The organism is Acinetobacter sp. WCHAc010034, assembly GCF_001696615.3.
Lineage (GTDB): Bacteria > Pseudomonadota > Gammaproteobacteria > Pseudomonadales > Moraxellaceae > Acinetobacter.
The window spans coordinates 1,429,696-1,450,274 of the sequence record NZ_CP032279.1 but is presented as its reverse complement, the minus strand read 5'-3'; the positions used below and the strand labels follow the sequence as shown (position 1 = coordinate 1,450,274).

Here is a 20,579-nt window from a genome sequence, read left to right as displayed (position 1 = left end):
GTGAACAGATAAGACCAAGCGAGTATCCATAACAGTTGTGCTGGCGACAATAGCGAGAGTGAACCACCTGATCCCTTCCCGAACTCAGAAGTGAAACCTCTTTGCGCTGATGGTAGTGTGGGGTTACCCATGTGAGAGTAAGTCATCGCCAGCTCATTATTCAAAACCCCCTCCGATAAAATCGGAGGGGGTTTTTTTATGCGTGGAAAAAATAAAAACGCCCAGCCGGGCATCCCGGGAGTCCGCAAAGCCTAAAGCTGCCGGCGCGCATGCTTCAGCGCTGTGCGCAGGCCTTCTTCCAGTGCTGGATGGTAGAATGGCTTATTCAGAACTTCATCGACCGTCAGGTCTTCTGCAATCATCCAGGCCAGCAAATGCGCAAGGTGTTCTGCAGATTCGGTAAAAAGTTCAGCGCCTAAAATTTTCCGCGAAATTTTATCCACATAGATTTCAGCAGCGCCTCGGTTTTTGCCCAAAACAATCGCGCGGCCTTGCTTTTCATATGAGGCAGTTCCTGTCACAAACTCGGCATTGCTGTCCGCCAGCTGTTTAAAGCTTTTTCCAGCTATAGCCATTTCAGGCGAGCTGAACACGATTCCTAAAGAGGTAAGTGTTTTCATGCTTTGAACATTTGGAAAATTTAAGCAATTCTGGACAGCTGTTCTGCCTTCATGGGCTGCTTCATGCTGAATTGGCGTAGCTGTATGCGCATCTCCTGCAATAAAAATTGGATAATCGGCTAATTGTTTCGTTTCAGCATCAACAGGCAAGCGCTTTGCATCATTAAAAGCTGGATTAATCTTTTCTAATTTGAGCTGTGTTAAGTTGCTGCTGCGTCCTGTTGCTGAAAGCAGGAAGTCTGCATGCAGAACTTTATGCTCGCCATTTTCCGTATAGCTGATTTCGACGCCTTTTGCTGTGCTTTTAACAGTTTGCGGAAGAACTTCAAATTTAATATCTAATTCTTTCTGCAGCTCATTTTGCGCCAGCTGCTGCAGACCAGGGCTGCTGAGTGTGCCGATTCTGCGGCTGCGCGCGAATATTGCTGTTTTAACGTTTAGCCGGTGCATAGCCTGCGCTAATTCGACTGCAATCACGCCGCTGCCGATCACGGCAATAGAGCGGGGCAAATGCGGCAGTTCAAAAATGTCATCTGAGGTAATGAGTTTGTCTTGCAGCTCGGCTTTCCACTGCGGGTTGAATGCAGGGCTGGAGCCGACGGCAAGAATAAAGGCTTTGGCCTGATAGTGCTGCTGATTGACCTCTACGGTATTTGCATTCACAAATGCGGCATGGCCTGATATTTTATGCGAAGCTTTCCAGCTGCTGACGTCTTTGAGTGTGGCGGCGGTAAAGCGGTCACGCAGGCCCCTGACATGCTGCATCACTCCGGAGGTGTCAATTTGAGCAGTGACCTGAAGCGCGGTTTCTGATGCATGCTGAATGTCATGCATGCGGTTTGCTGCCGAAATCAGCACTTTGCTTGGCATGCATCCTACGCGGGCGCAGGTGGTGTCCCAAGGGCCGTCATTAATAATCAGAATATTTTGCGTATGCTTTAGCGCTTCTTTATAAGCTGCGATGCCTGCTGTGCCTGCACCGATAATAATAATGTCGTACATATAAAGTAATTATAAATATGAAAATAATCTCAGGCTAACATAGTAAAACATTTAGGATGCTTTTGTTTACATAAAGCTGCTTCTATGGTTACATATCGAAGTTTGCGAAATTAGACTATAACTTTTTGATCCAGAGGTTTTTGGGGAATTTTAATGAATAAGAAACAAATGAGTTTAAAACTTTCAGCAGTTGCCTTAGCCACTTTATTGGCAAGCTGTGGCGGCGGCGGCAGTGAGGGATATTATAATCAGGGAGGCAGCAGTTCAAATAATGGCTCTTCTACAGTTACGGGCGCTACAGCTACTGCTTTACGTTACAGCTTAGATAAGGATTCATTAATTATTGGCGGGAATCTAAATATAGATCTTGTAGCGATTGATCAATCAGGTAATGTGATCGCTGATAAAGTAACTAATGTCAAAGTGAAAAATTTATCAAGCACAACAGCAACAATCAGTAAGCTTGGTACTAATGATTCAGGTTGGACATCATATAAACTTACTATTGCTGCTTCTAAAGATGCTTTTGACAGAATGCCGCATGATGTGATATTAGAATTAACAGCTGATGGTGTGACTCAAGAAGTAACGGTTCCCGTTGCTGGAGGAGTTGTTGATATTGATTCTCAAATGACTTCTGTGAAAAATGGCGGTACAGCTTCTGTTAAAGTGCGTGCTGTTGATGCGCTGCAACAGCCATTGATTGGAAAAGTTGAGCTTCGCAATAAGAATAATGATGTAATTTCAACAGTTACTTCTACTGATGCAAAAGGAGAGGGAGTAGCAACAATAAGCTATAATGATGTTTTGAAATATGGTTCAGATCATCATTTAGATTTATATGCTGTATTTGTTACAGCTAAGGCGAGTGAGACCAGAACATTAAGCTCAAGTGCTTTAGGCTTTACTGCTACAGTTGAAGATACATCCGTTCTTGCATTTACGCACAATCCATCTGATATTAAATCGGGTCAGACAAAAGATGTTGAAGTAACGGTTTATGCTGCTACTCAGGCAGAACTGGCAGGAAAAAGTGTTGTTTTTGAAACAAGTCTAGGTGCTATTACATCTTCAGCGCCGGTTGCTAATATACAGCAAAATGCAAATGGCCAATGGCAGGGTACAGCTAAAGCGGTTTTAAGTACCAATACTGGTACTGGAAATGTAATTGGGAATGCTACCATAGCAGCAACATTTAACGGTAGTACAATTACAACGCAACAGTCAATTAATGCACTAGCAATAGCAAATTTAAGTATGCAGGCATTGGCTACTACCGTCGGTGTAAATACAACAACAAAACTTTATGTAACTGCCAAAGACTCACAGGGATACTTAGTGAAAGGAGCAAAAGTAAGCTTCAAAATTATTACAGATCCATCACTTGGCATATTATCCCGTGTAAGCGCTGTAACAAATGATCAAGGCATCGCCACCATTGATTATACGGCAGGTCCTTCTGCAACACAGTCTAATGCTGTGGCATTGCAAGCAACTTCAGGCTCAATAATTTCAAATATCTTAAATTTGACGGTGGCAAATCAGTCCGCATATATTTCAATTGCTGAAAGCGCAAGTTTAGATACATCTGAACTTACATATTATACTAAGAGCTATTCAGTTAACGTAGTGGATAGTTTGCAGCGGCCATTGAAAGGGCAAATCATCAGTCTTGCAATTAAACCAGTAGCGTATAATAAAGGCACGTTACGCTGGAATAAAGTTGATGAAAAATGGGAAATTGATTATAAAACGCGTTATGCATGCAGTGAATTCAGCACTGGCGCTATTTTATTGACCAATAATGTCACTCAGTCTGGCCAGCAGTCAATTACTGGCACGACTGATGAATCTGGAAACTTAAACTTTAAAGTCCGCTATGGTAAAAACTATGCTTGGTGGAGTGAGGCGCATGTTATTGCTTCAGCAACAGTTTCAACACGCATTTACAACCAGTCTGTTGAGTTTGATGCACCTATGGCATTAGAAGATGTTAAAAATGAAGGTACGCCGGCAAATAAAAATAGCCCATTTAATACATTTACTTGCCCGAACTGACAATAAAAAAACAGCGCTTCGGCGCTGTTTTTTGTGCTTGGAGCCCTAAATTGCAGTCCCCACGCTCACGCCAACTGTAGGCCTGACATTCATAGAACTGCAGCCGGTGAAGGCAAGAGCGCAAACCAGTACAACTAGAAATTTATTCATTCAGCAAGCCTTGAGCTTTCGCCTGATTGAATAATGCTGAAGAGCGCGCGCCGCTTCTGCATACCATCAGGATCGGTTTAGGAAGCTCATTATAGTATTTGGCGAATTCAGCTACGTCTGTTTGAGAAATTTTACCGCCTGTTACAGGCTGGTAAATCACGCTGACCTGCGCCTTTTCCGCAATGCTGCGGAGCTGGCCTACAGTCACGCTGTTGCCCTGTTCCTGATCAGGCCGGTTCACAATCACCGATTTAAAGCCTTGCTGCTTTAACAGCAGGGCGAACTTTTCGGCAGTCATTTGCCCCGCGGCGCTGACTTTTTCATTCAGGACAATGTTGCTGTCCTGCGCCATGGCAGGCGCAGCGCAGAAGAATAATAAACTCAGAAGCAAGCTTTGGAGGGAAAGCTTAGTCATCCAGCAGATCCATCTGCTTGGCCAGCTGGTACAGATTGTTTGAGCGGTTGCCTGTGCGGCAGAACATCAGCACCGGCTTAGGCAGTTCGTTGAAATGATTGGCAAAAGCGCGGACATCAACTTCGGTGATCTGGCCGGCTACGACAGGCTGATAGACATAGTCGAGGCCGGCAGCGCGGGCAGCGTCTTCAATTTGCGCGCTTGTCGGCTGCGCCGGGCCGCCTTCCATGTCCGGGCGGTTATTGATAATCGATTTAAAGCCTTTTTCAACCACTTGCGCCACATGTTCAGGGCCAATTTGACCTGCAAAGCCGACATTTTCGCTCATTCTGTCACTCCATAATTTAAATAATACAATTATTCTTTATGATAGCATTAAGCATTAATATCAGCTTGATGTATTGAAATTTTTATAAATGACAACAGCCATAAAATAATGCATGGAGTGCGTATGCACGCTTATACGGTTGAACCGCTGTATGTGAAAAGCGGTCAGGAAGTGATTGCTGCCGATTTCTACCGCCCGCAGACAGAACATAAGCCGGGTGTCATTATTATGGCGCATGGGCTGGCCTGCCTGCGCCAGTTTAAGCTGGTGCAGTTCGCCAAGCGCTTTGCGCAGGCCGGCTATGCGGTCGTGCTGTTTGATTACCGCTACTGGGGCGGCAGCACAGGGCGCCCAAGGGAGCTGGTGTCGCTGAAGTCGCAGCTGGAGGACTGGCGCACCATGCTGATGCATGTGGGGCAGCGCAAGTCGATAGACAGCCGCAAAATCGTGCTGTGGGGCATTTCCTTAAGCGCCGGCTATGCGCTGGATATCGCTTCAGAAAATAAGAACATACAGGCGGTGATTGCGCAGAATCCATTTGTGGATGGCGCCGAGAGCGCCAAGCTGTATCCGCTGCAGCAGCTGACCAAGGCGCTGAAAATCTCCAGCCAGGACTATATGGGGGCGAAAGTCGGCATGTCGCCGCGGACTTTGCCGGTAGCGGATGAGCAGGGCCTGTGCTTTGCGCCGTCTGCAGACGCCTGCCAAGGCTACCAGTCCATCATTCATCCGGATTATTACTGGAGCGGGGAAATTCCGGCGCGTGTGTTCTTTAACCTGATCCGCTACCGGCCGATTCAGAATCTGCGGCGCATAGCCGTGCCGGTGCTGTATATCGCATCAAAAAATGACGGCTTGATTCCGATAGAAACCAGCCGTGAAGCGGCCACCAACATTGCGCCCTATGCCGAATACCATGAGTGGGAAATGCAGCATTTCGACATTTATCACGGAAAATGGTTTGAAAAAGCAGTGTCGGTTCAATTAGACTTTTTAAATAAACATATTGGAGTTGGCTAAATGATCATCGTTTGCCCAGGCTGCAGCGCCAAAAACCGCGTGCCTGAAGAAAAGCTTGCAGCAGGCCCCGCATGCGGGCAATGCCATCAGGCGCTGATTCCGCTGGCCCCTATAGAGCTGAATGAGCGCAATTTCAGCAGCTATATTTCCGGCAGCGATCTGCCTATTTTAATTGATTTATGGGCGGACTGGTGCGGGCCATGCAAGATGATGGCGCCGCATTTTGCCCAAGCGGCAAAGCAGTACCCGAATGTGGTTTTCGCGAAAATCAATACGGAAGAAAATCCCCGCCTCAGCAGCGCTTTCAATGTCCGCAGCATTCCGACGCTGGTGCTGATGAATAAAACCAGTGAAATTGCTAGAATAAGCGGCGCGCTGCGGTCTAGCGAGCTGCAGCGGTGGCTAGATCAACAATTAACTGCTCAGAAATAGGCAAGAGCCCGGAGTTAAAGTGTCAGATTCTTATGTAAAGCCGGAAGGAACCCTTTCCCTGCAAACCATCGCCATGCCGGCGGATACCAACTGGAGCGGCGATGTCTTTGGCGGATGGATTGTGTCGCAGATGGACTTGGCCGGCGCAATTCACGCGGAGCGCTTCAGCAAGGGCCGCTGCGCCACCATTTCCATCAATCAGATGACCTTTCTGGTGCCGGTGAAAGTCGGCGATGTGATCAGCTGCTATACCAAGATTCTGAAAGTCGGCAATACATCCATTCAAATGCAGATTGAAGTGTGGGACAGCCATGACAGCTCGCGCGAGCCGGTGCGCGTCACCGAAGGGGTCTTTACTTTTGTCGCGGTTGATGTGAAAGGCGCCAAGCGCCAGATTCCTGAAGAAGCCAAGCAGCTGTTCGCCGCCCGGCCGGCTTAAGCTGCCGGCTTTGCGCCAGAAAAAATCCCAGCCATTATGCCGGGATTTTTTTTATGCGCAGCGCGCAGCCTTCAGAACATAGTGTTGCTGTTGGCGCCGGGTTCCGGCACCGCCTGCTGCACATCCCAGTGTTCCACGATTTTGCCGTTTTCTACCCGGAAAATATCCACCACGGCTGTGCCGCGGTCTTGGGCATTCTGAGTGGAATGCACATGCAGGAAGACCAGATCGCCTTCAGCAGCGGCGCGCTTGATCACGCTTTGCGCTTGCGGATTGTCTTTAAAATACTGGGTGAAAAAGTTCACGAAAGGCGCTTTGCCGTCAGGCACGTCCGGATTGTGCTGAATGTATTCAGCGCCGATATAGCGGTCCGCATAGCGTTTGACCTGATGCTTGAGGAATACGCCTTCATAAAAATCCGCAACAATTTTCTTGTTCTGTTCCGCCTGAGAAACAGCGGAGGCTGATGCGGCGGCGGACTGCGCAGGCAGGTGGCTGCAGGCGGAGAAGAGCGGAAGCGCCAGCAGCAAGGCGGACGCGGGCAGGAGTTTTTTCATTATTCGGCTCAAAGATGGGAATGCTTGCTTATCCTGAGCTGAAACGGCCGCTTTTGACAGCAAAATTATGTTATGCGCCGGTGCGGGTTTTGTAACAATAAAACTTACCTAAAGGTAAGTTTTATTTACATTTATTAATTTTTCATGAACTATTTTTTCAGGCGGGATTTGGACACCCAGGCCCAGACCATTTCGCACTGCACAGGCTCTGCGCCGGATTCATCGGTAACCGTGACGGCAACCAGCGTTTCACCTTTGTCGGTGCTCTGCATCTGCTGCTGCTGTTCCGGCGTCAATGTGGCAACCGCTCTGATCGCGCCTTTGCTCGGGCGCTTATAATCAGCTTTTAAGCTTTTGATCAGCACGACTGCGCTGTCCGGCACATTCATCGCGGCCGCAAAGCCGGTTGCGGTTTCCGCAATCAGCGCCATGGCGCAGGCATGCGCTTGCCCAATATGATTCTGCATGGCTTTATGATTGGCCAGGCTCACCGTTACGCGTGAAGCCGTGACTTCCTCATAGCGGATTTTTGCCGTGCCGACCATCGGCACAATGCGTCCAAAAGCTTTAGACCACAGGGCGGTGCGGATGCCCTGCGGAAATTTAGATGTGCTCTGAACCAGTTTGGATAAGCGGTTGCGCTGCGCCATGTGTCCCCCTGCTTGGCAGAGTATCTGCCTTAGTCTTTGAAATTGTTGAACTGTAAAGGCACGCCAAATTGCTGTTCCTTCAAAAACGCCATAACTTGCTGCAAGGTATCGCGTTTTTTATCAGTGATGCGGATTTTGTCGCCCTGAATGGAAGATTGCACTTTAATGCCGCTTTCTTTAATGGCTTTATTAATTTTTTTCGCGGTATCTGAGTCAAGGCCGTCCTTCAGCTTGATCACCTGAATGACATTTTTGCCGGAAGCGGTCATTTTCTGCGGGTCCAGCGCCTGCACATCGACTTTGCGCTTATAGAAGTGGTTTTCCAGCATGCTGTACACTTGCTCGCATTGGAAGTCGCTTTCAGTGCTGATTTTGACTTCCTTGTTTTTTTCATTCAGTTCGATAGAAACATCTTGGCCGCGGAAGTCAAAACGGGTCGCAATTTCTTTTTGCGTGTTTTGAACCGCATGATTTACCTCAAAAATTTCTAATTCTGAAACAATATCAAAAGATGGCATGGATTAAACCTTTACAAATGGAAAGAATATCTGAGATGCTAGGGATGTTTTCTTCATTTGCCAAGTGTTGTTTACATCAAAGGAGTGCACAATGATCCGTAAGCAAGAAATTACAACATTTGAGTTCCCAGAAAATGCCGTGATCTGGGATGTACGCGATTCAAGCGCTTATGCTGAAGCGCACGTTAAAGGCGCTGTGAACCAGCCGATTGGCGGTCTTTCAGAAAGCAGCCTAACTCAGGTGTCAACGGATCAGCCGATTTATATTTTATGCGGCGGCGGAAGCAAAGCGCCGCGCGCAGCTGAAAAGCTGGAGGGTTTTGACAGCTCGCGCGAATATGTGATTTTAATGGGCGGCACACGCGCCGCCCGCGATGCCGGCCTGCCTTTAGAACAGGGCAGCTGAGCTGGAACAGAAAAAAGCGCCGCAAGGCGCTTTTTTATGGCTTCCGTTTTGACCGGCCGGCCCTTTTCCCTGCAAAAGAAGAGAGCATGGACGGAAGGGCTTAGCCGGCGCTGTTCCTGAAGTAAGGCTTTTTCTGCTTGGCTTTTTTCTGAAAGCGCGCTGCGCTGAGCTTTTGCAGAAGGGGGGCGGAAAGCGGGCAGGCTTCGCCCAGCATCAGCGCAGCCAGCACTTCGCTGCACAGCGGCGCATATAAGAAGCCTTTTGAGCCTAAGCCGGCAAAGCTGTAAATTTCCTGATCCTCCCGCAGCTTGCCCAGCAGCGGAAAATAGTCCTGAGTCTGCGCGCGCACAGACGCGCGGCCCTGCCAGCTTTCCACTGGCGCCAAGGACTGCGCGTACTGGGGAAAGACGCTGTGGATAAGCTGATAGTTATGCACATGGTCTTCCTGCAGCACCGCGTCATCCTCGCGGTTGGGATGGAATGATGCGCCAAGTATCAAATGGCCTGCATCCAGCTGCATGCAGTAGCCGCCGTAGCTGTAGGCCTGCTCCGCATCTAAAGGGGTTTCAGAATTTTTGACCCAGCTGACCTGGCCGCGGATTGGCTTCAGCAGCGGATAATCGGCAAAAAGCCGGCCACTGTGCCGCGCTGCGCAGACAATGGCATGGTCATATTCCGCCAGCAGCTGATGCTGGCTGAAAACCTGCACTGCGCCAGCCTGCTGAATTTGCGTGATTTCCGCCTGCCGGAACTGAATCAGCGGATGCTGCAGAATCTGGTCGCGCAATTGATGCGGCGAAACTGCGCCGGCCTGTAGCAGGTTCAAGCTGGAAAACGCTGTTGCGATTTCGCTGCCGGCCGCGCTTTCCGCGCGGAGAACCGCTGCCGGGTACTGTTCGGCCAAGTCCGGCAGCGCTTCCTCATGCTTTAGCGCCAGCTGGCGCACGCGGATCGGGCGGAAGGCGCTGAACTGCGCATAGTGCGCAATCGCGTGCCGCCAGGACAGGCTCATCAGATGGGCATGGCTTTTCCCGATGGCGGGCAGTTTGGGATTCAGCAGCGCCAGCGGGTTGCCGGAACCGCCGGCCAAAGGCGCTGACTGGTCGTAAACGGTCACCTGATGCCCGCGCTGCGCGAATGCCCAGGCGCAGCTTAATCCGGCGATGCCGGCGCCAATCACCGCAATCTGGCGCTGCTTCAGGGCAGGCTGAGGGCTGAGGCCGGTGTTTTCCAGCGCGCCGGCGGCTTGCGCAGCCTGATCATCTGGAGGAGCCGGGTTCCAGATGCCTTTCAGCATCTCGCGCTTATGGCCAAAGCCGCGCGGGCGGCGGATGGCAATGCCATGCTGCCTCAGGCCGCGCTTCAGCACCCCAGCCACGCTGAATGAGGAGAAGCTGGTGCCATAGCCGGACAGGCGCACAATATGGCTTAGAACATGCTCTTCCCACATGTCGGGGTTGCAGGAGGGCGCAAAGCCGTCCAGAAACCAGGCATTGACCTGCCGGGTCCGCTCCATGGCCGGAAACACATCGTGCGCGTCGCCCAGCCACAGGTCCAAAGAAAAGCGCTCATCCGGAAAAGACAGGCGGTGGCAGCCGGCCAGCGGCAGCGGATACTGCGCGATCAATTGCTGCGCCAAAGGCTGCAGTTCCGGCCAGGCCTGCAGCGCGCGGATTAAGTCGGCCTTGGACAGCGGAAATTTTTCAACGGAAACGGCATGCAGCCGGCTGCGGTTGTCCGGCCGGACCTGCCGCCACAGCTGCCACAGGGCCAGAATATTCAGCCCGGTGCCAAAGCCGGTTTCGCCCACGCTGAAATATTCAAAATCCTGCAGCTGCGCAAGGCGTTCTGGCAAGTCATTGCCGTTTAAGAAAACATGGCGGGTTTCCAGCAGGCCATTGTCTTTGGAAAAGTACACATCGCCGAATTGCCTGGAAACAGGAATATCTATTCCGTCCACAGTTTGCCAATCAAGATCGGCGGTTTGAATCGCGTCAGACACAGCTCAGCCTTTCACAGAAAATTGAAGAGGGCGCCTTACCACTGGCGGCGGCGCTTGGTATGCACATAGCCGGCAATCAGGAAGCCCAGCAGCACGCCGACAGCAATCGTGGCTGCGCCGTACAGGAACATTTGCGCGCTGCGCTCGCTTTGCAGCACCTGAACCTGCACGCCCAGGCTGTCATTTTTCAGCTGCAGCTCCTGATTCTGCGCCAAGGCTTCCAAATTGGCTTTTTCCAGCTGCTGCAGGCGCGAATGCTGGTCTTTGACCAGCGCCTTGATTTTGGCTTCCTGCATGGCTTTGTTCTGGGCCTGCTGCTCTGCAGTCAGCGCTTTATTTTCCAGAACAGGCGCGGCCGGATTGGCTGCCGCCGGTGCAGCCTTCGGCTTGCTGGCCGGCAGGGTTTGCGGCGGAGGCGCTGCGGCAGCTGCTGGCGCAGCCGGGGCCGCTGCCGGAGCAGTTTCGACTGCCCATGCGGAAGTGCAAAGTATGGAGAGGCCCAGTAAGCCGGAAACAGCAGCGCGCATGAACTTATCCTTTAGGGAAAGCTTTGTTGAAAGGCTTTACATCAATCTGGCCGTAGATGCCTGCCTGAAGGAAAGGCTCATCCTGCAGCCAGGCGTCCAGCGCTTCGCGCGAGTCAAAATCGGCAATGATTGTGCTGCCGTAAAAGCCCGCCTGCGGATTGGCCGGGTCTTTAGGCATAGCGCCGGCTGCAATCAGGCGGCCTTCGGCATCTAATTTTTCCAGGCGTGCAAGGTGCTGAGGGCGCACCGCAAGGCGCTTTTCTACTGTACCTTCATTATCTGTACAGGTCACAACGAATAATGGCATGTGGGATTTCCCGAATTTTAAAGCGGAGGGGCTATTCAGAGGTCTTAAAGTATCTGCGCAATACGATAAACTGAATAATGATAAAGGAAAACATGACGATCATGTCGCCGAATGCGGTGAATTCGCCCCAGTATTTTCCGCCCATGTACAAATAGGCAAAGAAGATATGCAGGCAGGACATCACCACGAACATGCAGGCCCAGGCGAAATTGAGTTTCTTCCAGCCGTTTTCAGTCAGGTTCAGCACCGGGCCGAACAGGCGTTCAATCAGCGGCTTGCGCTCTTTGCTGAACCAGGGCGAAAGCAGGAATGCGCCGGCAAAGACCAGATTCAGCAGCACCGCTTTCAGGCGGATATAGAAGTCATCGCTGAGCATCAGGGTGATGCCGCCGAAGATCACGGTCATGAACAGCACAATCCACTGCTGCTTGTCCAGGCGGAACTTCTGCATGACGAACATGGCGCCGTATACCGCCAACATGGAAATAATCAGACCTGTGGTTGCCGCCAGAATATTATTATTGTCGATACCGCCGGTGGAGCCGATCAATTGCAACAGGGGATGCTCGGTATCTTTCGGATCTACAGTTTTATATAAGTAAAAGAAAATAATGAGCGGCACAAAGTCTAAAAGTGCTTTCATGTTAGAGTATCTAATCTCTGATCAAATAAATGACATAGTATAAGTGATGCATGGCGTAGATTTACATACACACAGCAATATTTCTGATGGAACTTTGTCACCGGAACAGCTGGTGCAGGCTGCCTCAGCCATAGGCATTCATACGCTGGCGCTGACCGATCACGATACCATGGACGGCTTGGCTGCAGCTGAAGCGGAAGCCGTAAAGTCAGGCATTGCCTTAATTTCCGGGGTGGAAATCTCCAGCCAATGGTCGCGCCCGGCCACCAAAAAAAGCTACGGCGTGCATATTGTGGCGCTGAATATGCAGCATCCCGCGCCGCTGCTGGCGCTGCTGGCGCAGCAGAAGCAGATCCGCGCCGCGCGCGCCCGGCAGATCTGCGATTTGCTGATCCCGCTGACCGGGCAGGACATTTATGTCGATGTGACCGCCAAAGTGGACGGCATTGCGGACCGGATTACCCGCACCCACATTGCCAAAACCCTGGTGGAAAAAGGCTTGGTCAGCCGGCCGCAGCAGGCCTTTGACAAATACATCAAGGAAGGCAAGAAGGCCTATGTCAAGTTTGACGGCCCGGGGCTGCAGGAAACCATTCAGGTGATTCATGCCAGCGCCGGCTTTGCGGTGCTGGCGCATCCGACCCGCTATGACTTGTCGGCAACCAATATCCGCTATTTAATTGAACTTTTCGCGCAGTCCGGCGGCGATGCCGTGGAGCTGCCGCCGGCGCTTGAGCCGTTGTCTACGCGCCAGATGGTTGACCGGATGATTGCTGCGCATGGCCTGAAAGTGTCTGTAGGCAGCGATTTTCACGGCGGCAACATGCCGTGGATCAAGCTGGGCAATATTCCGCAAATCAAGGAAGGGCAGGCGGGGATTTGGGAGAGCTTCCGTTAATTTTTAATCTTTCTGCTTCCCCTTTGGTGAAAGAGGGCTTTGCTCCTCCCTGAATGAGTTTTAAGCACTGCTTTAAAACGAAATGCAAGGAAGGGGGGTTAGGAGGGATTATAAAAGATTATTATCCTGCGCCTGAATCGGCGGCGGGGTCGGTTTGCCCAGCGTTCCCAGCAGCTCAATTTCAATGGTGCGCACCATTGAATCCAGCGGCAAGTCATTGCTCTGCGTGCCGAAAGGCTCTTCAATTTCCGAGCTGAGCGCATCCAGGCCTAAGAAGGTATAGGCCAAAATGCCCACCAGCAGCGGAGTGGCCAGGCCCAGCGTGGAACCGAGGCTGAACGGCAGGATAAAGCAGAAAAAATACACGGTGCGGTTCAGCAGCACGGAATAGGCGAAAGGCAGCGGCGTGGTGGCAATCCGGTCGCAGCCGGTCAGCACCGTGCTCAGCTCCATGACATGCTGATTCATCTGGGTATACAGAATGTCTGAAATTTCCCCATCCTTCATCGCCTGCATCAGCTCCCATTGAATCAGGCTCAGCGTGTACTGCGGCGCATTGGCCTGCTGATACAGCTGCGAAATGGCCTGAGGGCTCATGCCGCTGGTTTCCACCAGTTCAGTCGGATTGGCGGTCTGGTGGCGCAGGCGGTCCCGCAGCACATTGGCAAACACAATCACATGCTGAATCACGCGCTCGCGGCGGCCCTGGCTGAGCACGCGGCAGTCGCGGTCAAAATGCCGCGCATTGGCGATTAAAATGCCCCAGAGCTTGCGCGCTTCCCACCAGCGGTCATAGCAGGCCGAATTCTTGAAGCCCAGGAAAATTGACAGCACCACGCCGATTAAGGTGAAGCCGACCAAAGGCAGTTCCGGAAAATGAAACAGGCCGACATAGGATAAGCCGCCGATAATGGCGGAGAGCAGCATGACCACGCCCAAAGGCGGCAGCACTTTCGGTAAAATCGTGCCGCGCCAAGAAAAGAGCAGCTTAAATACACTGGGTTGGTCACGCACAATCATGTTATTAGAATCTTCACGGATTTTGACTGATCTTCATATGCGTTCAAGCCTTTGTCAATATGTGTTTTATTCTGATTTTACCGCGCTGATCAGGCGGTGCTCGGCAAAGGAAAAGCAGCCTTCGGCAGAAACAATGCAGTGGTCAATCAGGCGGATTTCCACCAGGCTGCAGGCCTGCTGGATCTGCGCTGTCAGCTGCAGGTCGGCCGGCGAAGGCTCCGGCCTGCCGAAGGGGTGGTTATGCGCAATCACCAGCGATGTGGCGTGCTGGGAAATGGCGTGGCGCAGCAGCTGGTTGATGGAAATTCCGCAGGCATTCAGTGAGCCGAAAAACAGCTTTTTAAAGCTGATTTTCCTTAAATGCGCATCCAGGCACAGCGCGCCGAATATTTCCTGCGTTTCACCCAGAAATTCAAAGCGCAGAAAGTCCAGCAGCTGCCGGGAAGTGCCCAGCGGCAGCGCGGTCTGCCGCAGCTGCTGCGTGACATAGCGCCGGCCCAGCTCTTTGACCGCCATCAGCTGCGCGTATTTGCTCGCGCCTATGCCGTGGAACTGGCTTAAGTCATCCAGCTGCGCATCTAAAATCGGGTTCAGGCTGCCGAAATGCTGAATCAGCAGGCGGCCCAGTTCAACTGCGGAATGCTGCTGCGAGCCTGAACGCAGGAAAATCGCCAGCAGTTCAGCGTCAGACAGGCTTTGCGCGCCCTGCGCCAGCAGGCGCTCGCGCGGCCGTTCCTGTTCCGGCCAATGTTTGATTGAAAAATTCATTATTTTTAGGCTTTTTTATTATCTGCGCGTTTGGTTTTCCCAAGTTGAATCTTGGGTCTGGCCATATTTAATGCTATTGTGAGCGCCACTGCAACAGATAGGTAGCCTGTTCGTGAGTTTTGATTTAAGTGTAATTCCAAACAAAAACATTATATTGGGTGTTTCCGGCGGCATTGCGGCCTATAAAAGCGCGATTCTGGTCCGGCGCCTGAAAGATGCCGGATTCAATGTGCGCGTGGTGATGACCGAAGGCGCGCAAGCCTTTATTACCCCGCTGACTTTTCAGGCGCTTTCAGGCAACCCGGTGCATACCAAGCTGCTCGACCCGGAAGCGGAAGCCGGCATGGGGCATATTGAGCTGGCGCGCTGGGCGGATTTGGTCTTGATTGCGCCGGCAAGCTGCGACACTCTGGCCAAGTTTGCGGCCGGTTTGGCCGATGATTTATTGTCGACGCTGTATCTGGCGGCGAAGGCGCCGGTTTGGGTAGCGCCCGCCATGAACCAGCAGATGTGGGCCGCCAAAGCCACGCAGCGCAATCTGAATACGCTGGTGGAAGATGGCGTGCATGTGATTATGCCGGATGCAGGCGCGCAGGCCTGCGGCGATGTCGGCTTGGGCCGCATGCCGGAGCCGGAAGATTTAGCCAGCCAGGTCACGCAGTATTTCCACCGCGCGCAGCGCGCGATTGCGGAAAAATTTGGTCTGCTGGCCGGCAAGCATGTGGTGATTACCGCAGGCCCAACCCGCGAAGCGATTGACCCTGTGCGCTATATTTCCAACCACAGCACAGGCAAGATGGGCTTTGCCCTGGCCGCCGCCTGCTACGCAGCCGGCGCGAAAGTCACCTTGATTGCCGGGCCGGTCAGCCTGGAAACGCCGAATGGCGTGCGCCGCATCAATGTGCAGTCTGCGGTGCAGATGCTGGATCAAAGCATGGCGCTGCTGGATCAGGGCTGTGACATCTTCATTGCTACGGCAGCCGTTGCGGATTACCGCGTGGCGCAGGTGGCGGAGCATAAAATTAAGAAAGCCGGCGATGAGCTGAATGTTGCTTTGGTGAAAAATCCGGATATTGTCGCCACCATTGCGCAGCAGGCCAAGCGCCCGTTTATGGTCGGCTTTGCCGCCGAAACCCGTAATGTTGAGGAATACGCTGCCGGCAAGCTGGTGGCGAAAAAGCTCGACATGATCGCCTGCAATGACGTATCGCGCGCAGACATAGGTTTTGCTTCCGATGAAAATGCCATGATTGTGTTCTTTGCGGAGCAGTATCAGATGCAGAAACGGGATCTGGATAAAGCCCCGAAGCAGGAGATTGCGCAGCAGCTGGTGGAGGCGATTCACGATGCCCTGCATCATGAAATGGCGCCTGTTTAAAAAAATCTGTTCCCCGGTCATTAAAATGCAGCGGATCCGTTGCATTTTTTATAGGATTTACACTATGTTTAATGCGTAAAATTAAAATTTCAGCGCAATTAAACCGCAGCAATAGCCACAGTTTTTAAATGGATCTTTAAAAGGACAGCAGCATGATCAAAAAAACTTTAGCCACCTTTATCTTTTCCGCAGCTTTGTCGTTCAGCAGCCTGAGTTTTGCAGGAAATCTTGAGCATAATATGGAAACCCTGGCCAAAAACTTTAAAGCCTTCAACAAGGCGGAGAACCAGAAAGATGCGCTGAAAGCGCTGGACAATATGAAGGCGGCGGCTTTAGACGCCAAAAAAATCAAGCTGAAAACCAAAGATCCAAAAGCGCCGACCTCAGACGCTTTATATGACCAGCTGACGGCGCAGATTGACAGCACCCGGGCGCTGGTTCAGGCCGGAAAGCTGGATCAGGCCAAAGTGGAAGGCAAAAAAATCGCTGCGGTGAAAGAACGCGGCCATGCGGTTTATAATCATCACTGAGGCTATGCGCAGCCTGCTGAGCTGTAAATGCGCAGCTCAAGCCGGAACATAAAGAAAAGCCAGCCAAGCAATTGGCTGGCTTTTTACTGCCAATACGCAGCTCTGCTGGCTGGGGCATCAGTGCGAAGCCTGATATTCCCGGGCTTCGTCTTCAGTGCGCTGCATGGCGTCCTTGATCTGCTGAATCGCGCTTTCAAGATCGGCAAAAGTTTTGGCATTGCCGCCGCTGAGCGCCTGGCGCCATTTGCGCGCGCCCGGCAGGTTTTGAAACAGGCCTAAAATATGCCGGGTGATAATTGACAGTGGCGCGCCTTGCGCCATGCGCTGCGCAATATACGGTAGCATCTGCTCGATGATTTCAAAGCGGTCCGGCATGTCCAGCTGCCAGAGCTGGCCGAGCTCGGCCAGCAAATACGGATTGTGATAGGCTTCGCGGCCAATCATCACGCCGTCAACATGCTGCAGATGCGCCTGAGTTTCGGCAAAGGTCTTCACGCCGCCGTTAAGTTCAATCAGCAGTTCCGGGCGTTCGCGCTTTAAGCGGTAGACATCTTCATAGCGCAGCGGCGGCACATCGCGGTTTTCTTTCGGCGATAGGCCTTTCAGCAGGGCAATCCGCGCATGCACGATGAAATTGCTGCAGCCGGTTTTGGTGACAGTATCGACAAAATGCAGCATTTCTTCATAAGACTGCATGTCGTCAATCCCGATGCGGTGCTTCACCGTTACAGGAATATCCACCGCATTGCGCATTTCGGCAATGCATTCCGCAACCAAGTCCGGCTCAGCCATCAGGCAGGCGCCGATTTTATTGTTCTGCACGCGGTCGCTCGGGCAGCCGACGTTTAAATTGACTTCATCATAGCCCCAGTCCTGCGCCATTTTGCTGCACAGCGCCAAATCTTTAGGATTGGAACCGCCCAGCTGCAATATAATCGGCTGTTCCTGCTGGTTGAAATCCAGATGGCGCTTGGCGTCGCCGAATAAAATCGCGCCGGTCGTCACCATTTCGGTATACAGAATCACATTCGGATTAAACAGGCGCGCAAAAAAACGGTAGTCTTTGGTTGTCCAATCCATCATCGGCGCAACGCTGATCCGCGGAGATTGAGGGGTTTCAATGGTTTTGCTAATGGTCATTAAAAATCATACCTTTAATCTGCATTTCGCAGCCTGCGCGAAGCTGTGTAAACCTGTGTTTAGGCGGGTTAATCGGTTTGGATTTACACCATAAGCACAAAATAGTTTGCGGTGTAAATTACAGCCTGCAACGGCGCTGATGGCTGTGTGAACCATGCTGCAATCTGAATGAAGCGGGCAAGGGGCCTTGTCTGGGACAGGCGCCATAATCAATATTCGGGCGCAGCCGGGAGCGGGCATGCACGGGCGCAGCGCTGATCCGGCCGCCGCCAATCGCGCGCAATAGTATCACAAAAATAAAATCCGCACATTTGGCGGAAAGGGGCCAAAAAATTAAGGAACTTATTGCTAAGCTCCTTAACTGATCAGCGGGCCGCAAGCGGCTTCTGTATGGCCTGAAAGCGCAGCGGTTAAGCCTGGCCTTCGGCAGCAGCCGCTTGAGCGCGCTCAAGGTTCGCTTCAAATTCAGCATCAAAGTTGATTGGCGTCAGCAGCAGCTGCGGGAAGCTGCCTTTAGTGACCATATCGTTCACCGCTTCGCGCAGGAACGGGAACAGGATGTTCGGGCAGTATGCGCCAAGAATGTACGGCAGGCGCTCTTCCTCAACACCGTCAATCAGGAAAATGCCGGACTGAGTGACATCAACAATAAAAGCCGTATCGCCGGCATTGTTGGCCTGCACCACAACTTTCAAAGACACTTCAAAATGCGTTGGATCAATCTTTTCAGCCGAAGATGAAAGGTTGATGTTCAGCTCAGGCTGCCATTCTTTGGTAAATACTTGCGCCCCAGGCACTTCAAAAGAAATATCTTTAGTATAAATGCGCTCTAATGCCAATTGCGGTTGAGCTTGTTGTTCTTCACTCATTCTTAAATCCTTAATTATGAAGATGTAATGTTATTGCGGCGGTTAAGCCAGTAATTCATCGAGCTTGCCTTCGCGCTCTAAAGCGTAAAGCTGGTCAAAGCCGCCAATAAACTGCTCGCCGATAAAGATTTGCGGCACGGTGCGGTGATTGGTGCGCTGCATCAATTCAACGCGCGCTTCAGGCGCTTCGTTGGATAAATTAATTTCTTTATAGGCGACGCCTTTGCGCTCAAGGAGCTGTTTTGCGCGGATGCAGTATGGGCATACGGTGGTTGAATAAATCGTAACTTCAGCCATGTTGTTTCTCCTTTAGCGTATTATTTGCTTTTTACCAGTGGCAAGCCTTGCGCTTTCCAGTTGCTGATGCCGCCGTCCAGGCGGTAGGCATCGGCATGGCCGACCTGCTGCAGCGCTGAACCGGCCACTTGGCCTAAGTTGCAGACAAAGACCAGTGGGCGGTCAGAAGTTTTCAGTTCTTCAACATGCTTTGTAATTTGGCTGTACGGAATGTTGCGGCTGCCGCTGATGTGGCCTTCGCGGAAATCTTTCGCATCGCGCAGGTCAATCAGCATGGCGTTTTTCGCTTTAACCAGAATCCCCAGCGACTGCGGTGAAATTTTGCGGCCATTGCGCTGGCCTTCTAAAAGGAAGAACAGCACCACTAATACAGCAAGTGAGCCAAATAAAAAGGGGTGATTCCCCATAAACTCGAACCAACGTTCCACAAGTCACCTAATCACAATTCAAAAACTGCCAAGAGTATAGCTGATAAATATGGTGATCAAAATCACTGCTTCAAGGGCAGGGGCGGAATAAAAACTAATTTTTTTGCTGCGCCTCGGCAATTTCATCAATCAGGCGCAAATAGCTTTCCAGGCGCCGGGGCAAAATCTCGCCTTTAGCGGCGGCTTCGCGCAAGGCGCACTGCTTTTCATGCTTATGCGTGCAGTTCCTGAACTGGCAGCAGCCGAGCAGATTGAAAATTTCCGGAAAGCCGTGCTGCACGCTTTCAGTATTCAAATGCCACAGGCCGAATTCGCGGATGCCGGGCGAGTCAATCAGGGCGGCGTTGTCGCCGAAAGCAATTAAGCGGGTTGAGGTGGTGGTGTGCTGGCCCAGTGCCGAGTTTTCAGAAATCACATTGGTTTTCTGCGCGGCTTCCGGAACGATGGTATTGATCAGCGAGCTTTTGCCCACGCCGGACTGGCCGACAAAGGCCACGGTTTCGCCGGCCAGGCGCTGCGCCAGCGCGGAAACATCGCCGCTGGACTGGGTCTGCATGACTTCATAGCCCAGGTCTTTATATTCCTGAATAAGGGTCAGAATCGGATCATTTTCCTGAACCAGATCCATTTTGTTCAGCACCAGCAGGGCGGGAATCTCGGCATTGGCGCAGGCCACCAGATAGCGGTCAATCAGGCTTGGCGCAACTTCAGGAAAGGAGGCGAAGACAATTACAATCAGGCTGACATTGGCCGCCACCGGCTTGACCTTGTGGTAGCGGTCGGGGCGGGTCAGCAAAGACTGGCGCGGATGGATGGCGGTAATAATGCCCAGGCCGGTATTCGGGTCGGCCTGCCATTTGACCCGGTCGCCGGTCACTAAGGCTTCCAGATTGGTGCGGGTATGGCAGCGCCAGATGCTGCCCAGCTCAACTGGCTTCCAAAACGGTTCAGGCTCGCCTGCGCAAACCTCAGGCTTTTCCGGATGGGGATGCGGAACGGACAGGGCCTGAACTTCCAGCTGGCGGCCGTAATGCTGCACGACCAGCCCTTCAAGATCATTGGAGGTATCAATTTCTTCCTGACGGGATTTGTGCTGTTGCTGAATGCGGCGCTGCTGCTGTTCGGTCAGGCGGCGCTTACGGATGAGGGCCATTCATATCCTAAAAAAACCATGGAA

25 protein-coding genes and 1 rRNA gene are annotated in these 20,579 nt (G+C 51.9%); 9 read left to right on the top strand and 17 right to left on the bottom strand.

Annotation, left to right across the window (positions count from 1 at the left end; translation table 11 throughout):
- Window positions 1-39: 39 nt before the first annotated feature.
- Window positions 40-154 (top strand): 5S ribosomal RNA (gene rrf / locus BEN74_RS08540).
- Window positions 155-251: 97 nt separating this feature from the next.
- Here rrf and BEN74_RS08535 read toward each other — a convergent pair.
- Complete coding sequence (locus BEN74_RS08535; RefSeq protein WP_068907888.1) at window positions 252-1,622, bottom strand: dihydrolipoyl dehydrogenase; 1,371 nt, start codon at window positions 1,620-1,622, stop codon at window positions 252-254.
- 153 nt (window positions 1,623-1,775) lie between these two features.
- On the opposite strand from BEN74_RS08535, the gene BEN74_RS08530 reads away from it, so the two are divergent.
- Entirely contained in the window at window positions 1,776-3,680 is a 1,905-nt protein-coding gene (locus tag BEN74_RS08530) for a hypothetical protein (protein WP_068907886.1), read from the top strand.
- Window positions 3,681-3,822: 142 nt separating this feature from the next.
- On the opposite strand, the gene BEN74_RS08525 is transcribed toward BEN74_RS08530, so the two are convergent.
- Complete coding sequence (locus BEN74_RS08525; protein ID WP_068907884.1) at window positions 3,823-4,245, bottom strand: beta-lactamase hydrolase domain-containing protein; 423 nt, start codon at window positions 4,243-4,245, stop codon at window positions 3,823-3,825.
- Window positions 4,238-4,573 carry a TIGR01244 family sulfur transferase gene (locus tag BEN74_RS08520; protein ID WP_068907882.1) on the bottom strand — a complete coding sequence of 112 codons (336 nt, stop codon included), beginning with the start codon at window positions 4,571-4,573 and terminating at the stop codon, window positions 4,238-4,240. The genes BEN74_RS08525 and BEN74_RS08520 overlap by 8 nt, the downstream gene beginning before the upstream one ends.
- Window positions 4,574-4,696: 123 nt before the next feature.
- Here BEN74_RS08520 and BEN74_RS08515 point away from each other — a divergent pair, with 123 nt between their 5' ends.
- Genes BEN74_RS08515 through BEN74_RS08505 form a run of 3 tightly spaced genes read left to right on the top strand, consistent with a single transcriptional unit; the run spans window position 4,697 to window position 6,464 of the window.
- Window positions 4,697-5,593, top strand: coding sequence for an alpha/beta hydrolase (locus tag BEN74_RS08515; protein WP_068907880.1), 897 nt, complete (start codon window positions 4,697-4,699; stop codon window positions 5,591-5,593).
- Window positions 5,594-6,025, top strand: a complete 432-nt coding sequence (gene trxC / locus BEN74_RS08510) for a thioredoxin TrxC (protein WP_068907878.1) — start codon at window positions 5,594-5,596, stop codon at window positions 6,023-6,025.
- A 19-nt stretch (window positions 6,026-6,044) separates the two neighbouring features.
- Entirely contained in the window at window positions 6,045-6,464 is a 420-nt protein-coding gene (locus BEN74_RS08505; protein WP_068907876.1) for an acyl-CoA thioesterase, read from the top strand.
- 71 nt (window positions 6,465-6,535) lie between these two features.
- Here BEN74_RS08505 and BEN74_RS08500 read toward each other — a convergent pair whose 3' ends face one another.
- The 3 genes from BEN74_RS08500 to BEN74_RS08490 all read right to left on the bottom strand — a co-directional run bounded on the left by BEN74_RS08500 (window position 6,536) and on the right by BEN74_RS08490 (window position 8,189).
- Complete coding sequence (locus BEN74_RS08500) at window positions 6,536-7,021, bottom strand: nuclear transport factor 2 family protein (RefSeq protein WP_068907874.1); 486 nt, start codon at window positions 7,019-7,021, stop codon at window positions 6,536-6,538.
- Window positions 7,022-7,170: 149 nt separating this feature from the next.
- Entirely contained in the window at window positions 7,171-7,671 is a 501-nt protein-coding gene (locus BEN74_RS08495; protein WP_068907871.1) for a DUF4442 domain-containing protein, read from the bottom strand.
- Window positions 7,672-7,700: 29 nt separating this feature from the next.
- A complete protein-coding gene (locus tag BEN74_RS08490) occupies window positions 7,701-8,189 on the bottom strand; it encodes a YajQ family cyclic di-GMP-binding protein (protein ID WP_068907868.1) in 489 nt (162 codons plus the stop codon).
- Window positions 8,190-8,280: 91 nt separating this feature from the next.
- Here BEN74_RS08490 and BEN74_RS08485 point away from each other — a divergent pair, with 91 nt between their 5' ends.
- Window positions 8,281-8,595, top strand: coding sequence for a rhodanese-like domain-containing protein (locus tag BEN74_RS08485; RefSeq protein WP_068907866.1), 315 nt, complete (start codon window positions 8,281-8,283; stop codon window positions 8,593-8,595).
- 100 nt (window positions 8,596-8,695) lie between these two features.
- Here BEN74_RS08485 and mnmC read toward each other — a convergent pair whose 3' ends face one another.
- Genes mnmC through BEN74_RS08465 form a run of 4 tightly spaced genes read right to left on the bottom strand, consistent with a single transcriptional unit; the run spans window position 8,696 to window position 12,074 of the window.
- The gene (mnmC, locus tag BEN74_RS08480; RefSeq protein WP_068907864.1) at window positions 8,696-10,597 is read right to left on the bottom strand and encodes an FAD-dependent 5-carboxymethylaminomethyl-2-thiouridine(34) oxidoreductase MnmC; all 1,902 of its coding nucleotides are present in this window, start codon (window positions 10,595-10,597) and stop codon (window positions 8,696-8,698) included.
- Window positions 10,598-10,632: 35 nt separating this feature from the next.
- Window positions 10,633-11,124, bottom strand: coding sequence for a hypothetical protein (locus tag BEN74_RS08475; RefSeq protein ID WP_068907862.1), 492 nt, complete (start codon window positions 11,122-11,124; stop codon window positions 10,633-10,635).
- A gap of 4 nt (window positions 11,125-11,128) precedes the next feature.
- Window positions 11,129-11,431 carry a YciI family protein gene (locus BEN74_RS08470; protein WP_068907860.1) on the bottom strand — a complete coding sequence of 101 codons (303 nt, stop codon included), beginning with the start codon at window positions 11,429-11,431 and terminating at the stop codon, window positions 11,129-11,131.
- A 31-nt stretch (window positions 11,432-11,462) separates the two neighbouring features.
- Window positions 11,463-12,074: an inner membrane-spanning protein YciB gene (locus BEN74_RS08465; protein ID WP_068907858.1), complete on the bottom strand. Its 612-nt coding sequence runs from the start codon at window positions 12,072-12,074 to the stop codon at window positions 11,463-11,465.
- Window positions 12,075-12,120: 46 nt separating this feature from the next.
- Here BEN74_RS08465 and BEN74_RS08460 point away from each other — a divergent pair, with 46 nt between their 5' ends.
- Window positions 12,121-12,972 (top strand): PHP domain-containing protein, encoded by an 852-nt coding sequence (locus BEN74_RS08460; protein WP_068907856.1) that lies wholly within the window; start codon window positions 12,121-12,123, stop codon window positions 12,970-12,972.
- Window positions 12,973-13,080: 108 nt separating this feature from the next.
- Here BEN74_RS08460 and BEN74_RS08455 read toward each other — a convergent pair whose 3' ends face one another.
- Window positions 13,081-13,992: a bestrophin family protein gene (locus BEN74_RS08455; protein WP_068907854.1), complete on the bottom strand. Its 912-nt coding sequence runs from the start codon at window positions 13,990-13,992 to the stop codon at window positions 13,081-13,083.
- A gap of 66 nt (window positions 13,993-14,058) precedes the next feature.
- The gene (gene radC, locus BEN74_RS08450; protein ID WP_068907852.1) at window positions 14,059-14,760 is read right to left on the bottom strand and encodes a RadC family protein; all 702 of its coding nucleotides are present in this window, start codon (window positions 14,758-14,760) and stop codon (window positions 14,059-14,061) included.
- A gap of 112 nt (window positions 14,761-14,872) precedes the next feature.
- Between radC and coaBC the strand changes: the two genes are divergently transcribed.
- Window positions 14,873-16,138, top strand: a complete 1,266-nt coding sequence (coaBC, locus tag BEN74_RS08445) for a bifunctional phosphopantothenoylcysteine decarboxylase/phosphopantothenate--cysteine ligase CoaBC (RefSeq protein ID WP_068907850.1) — start codon at window positions 14,873-14,875, stop codon at window positions 16,136-16,138.
- Between the two features lie 152 nt (window positions 16,139-16,290).
- Window positions 16,291-16,668 (top strand): cytochrome b562, encoded by a 378-nt coding sequence (locus BEN74_RS08440; RefSeq protein WP_068907848.1) that lies wholly within the window; start codon window positions 16,291-16,293, stop codon window positions 16,666-16,668.
- A gap of 117 nt (window positions 16,669-16,785) precedes the next feature.
- On the opposite strand, the gene dusA is transcribed toward BEN74_RS08440, so the two are convergent.
- The 5 genes from dusA to rsgA all read right to left on the bottom strand — a co-directional run bounded on the left by dusA (window position 16,786) and on the right by rsgA (window position 20,555).
- A complete protein-coding gene (gene dusA, locus BEN74_RS08435) occupies window positions 16,786-17,808 on the bottom strand; it encodes a tRNA dihydrouridine(20/20a) synthase DusA (protein ID WP_068907845.1) in 1,023 nt (340 codons plus the stop codon).
- A 410-nt stretch (window positions 17,809-18,218) separates the two neighbouring features.
- Window positions 18,219-18,677: a protein-export chaperone SecB gene (gene secB / locus BEN74_RS08430; protein ID WP_068907843.1), complete on the bottom strand. Its 459-nt coding sequence runs from the start codon at window positions 18,675-18,677 to the stop codon at window positions 18,219-18,221.
- Between the two features lie 42 nt (window positions 18,678-18,719).
- On the bottom strand, window positions 18,720-18,974 hold the full coding sequence (gene grxC, locus BEN74_RS08425; protein ID WP_068907842.1) for a glutaredoxin 3: 255 nt from the start codon (window positions 18,972-18,974) through the stop codon (window positions 18,720-18,722).
- Window positions 18,975-18,994: 20 nt separating this feature from the next.
- Complete coding sequence (locus tag BEN74_RS08420; RefSeq protein ID WP_068907840.1) at window positions 18,995-19,402, bottom strand: rhodanese-like domain-containing protein; 408 nt, start codon at window positions 19,400-19,402, stop codon at window positions 18,995-18,997.
- Window positions 19,403-19,496: 94 nt separating this feature from the next.
- Window positions 19,497-20,555 carry a ribosome small subunit-dependent GTPase A gene (rsgA, locus tag BEN74_RS08415; protein WP_068907838.1) on the bottom strand — a complete coding sequence of 353 codons (1,059 nt, stop codon included), beginning with the start codon at window positions 20,553-20,555 and terminating at the stop codon, window positions 19,497-19,499.
- Window positions 20,556-20,579 lie beyond the last annotated feature (24 nt).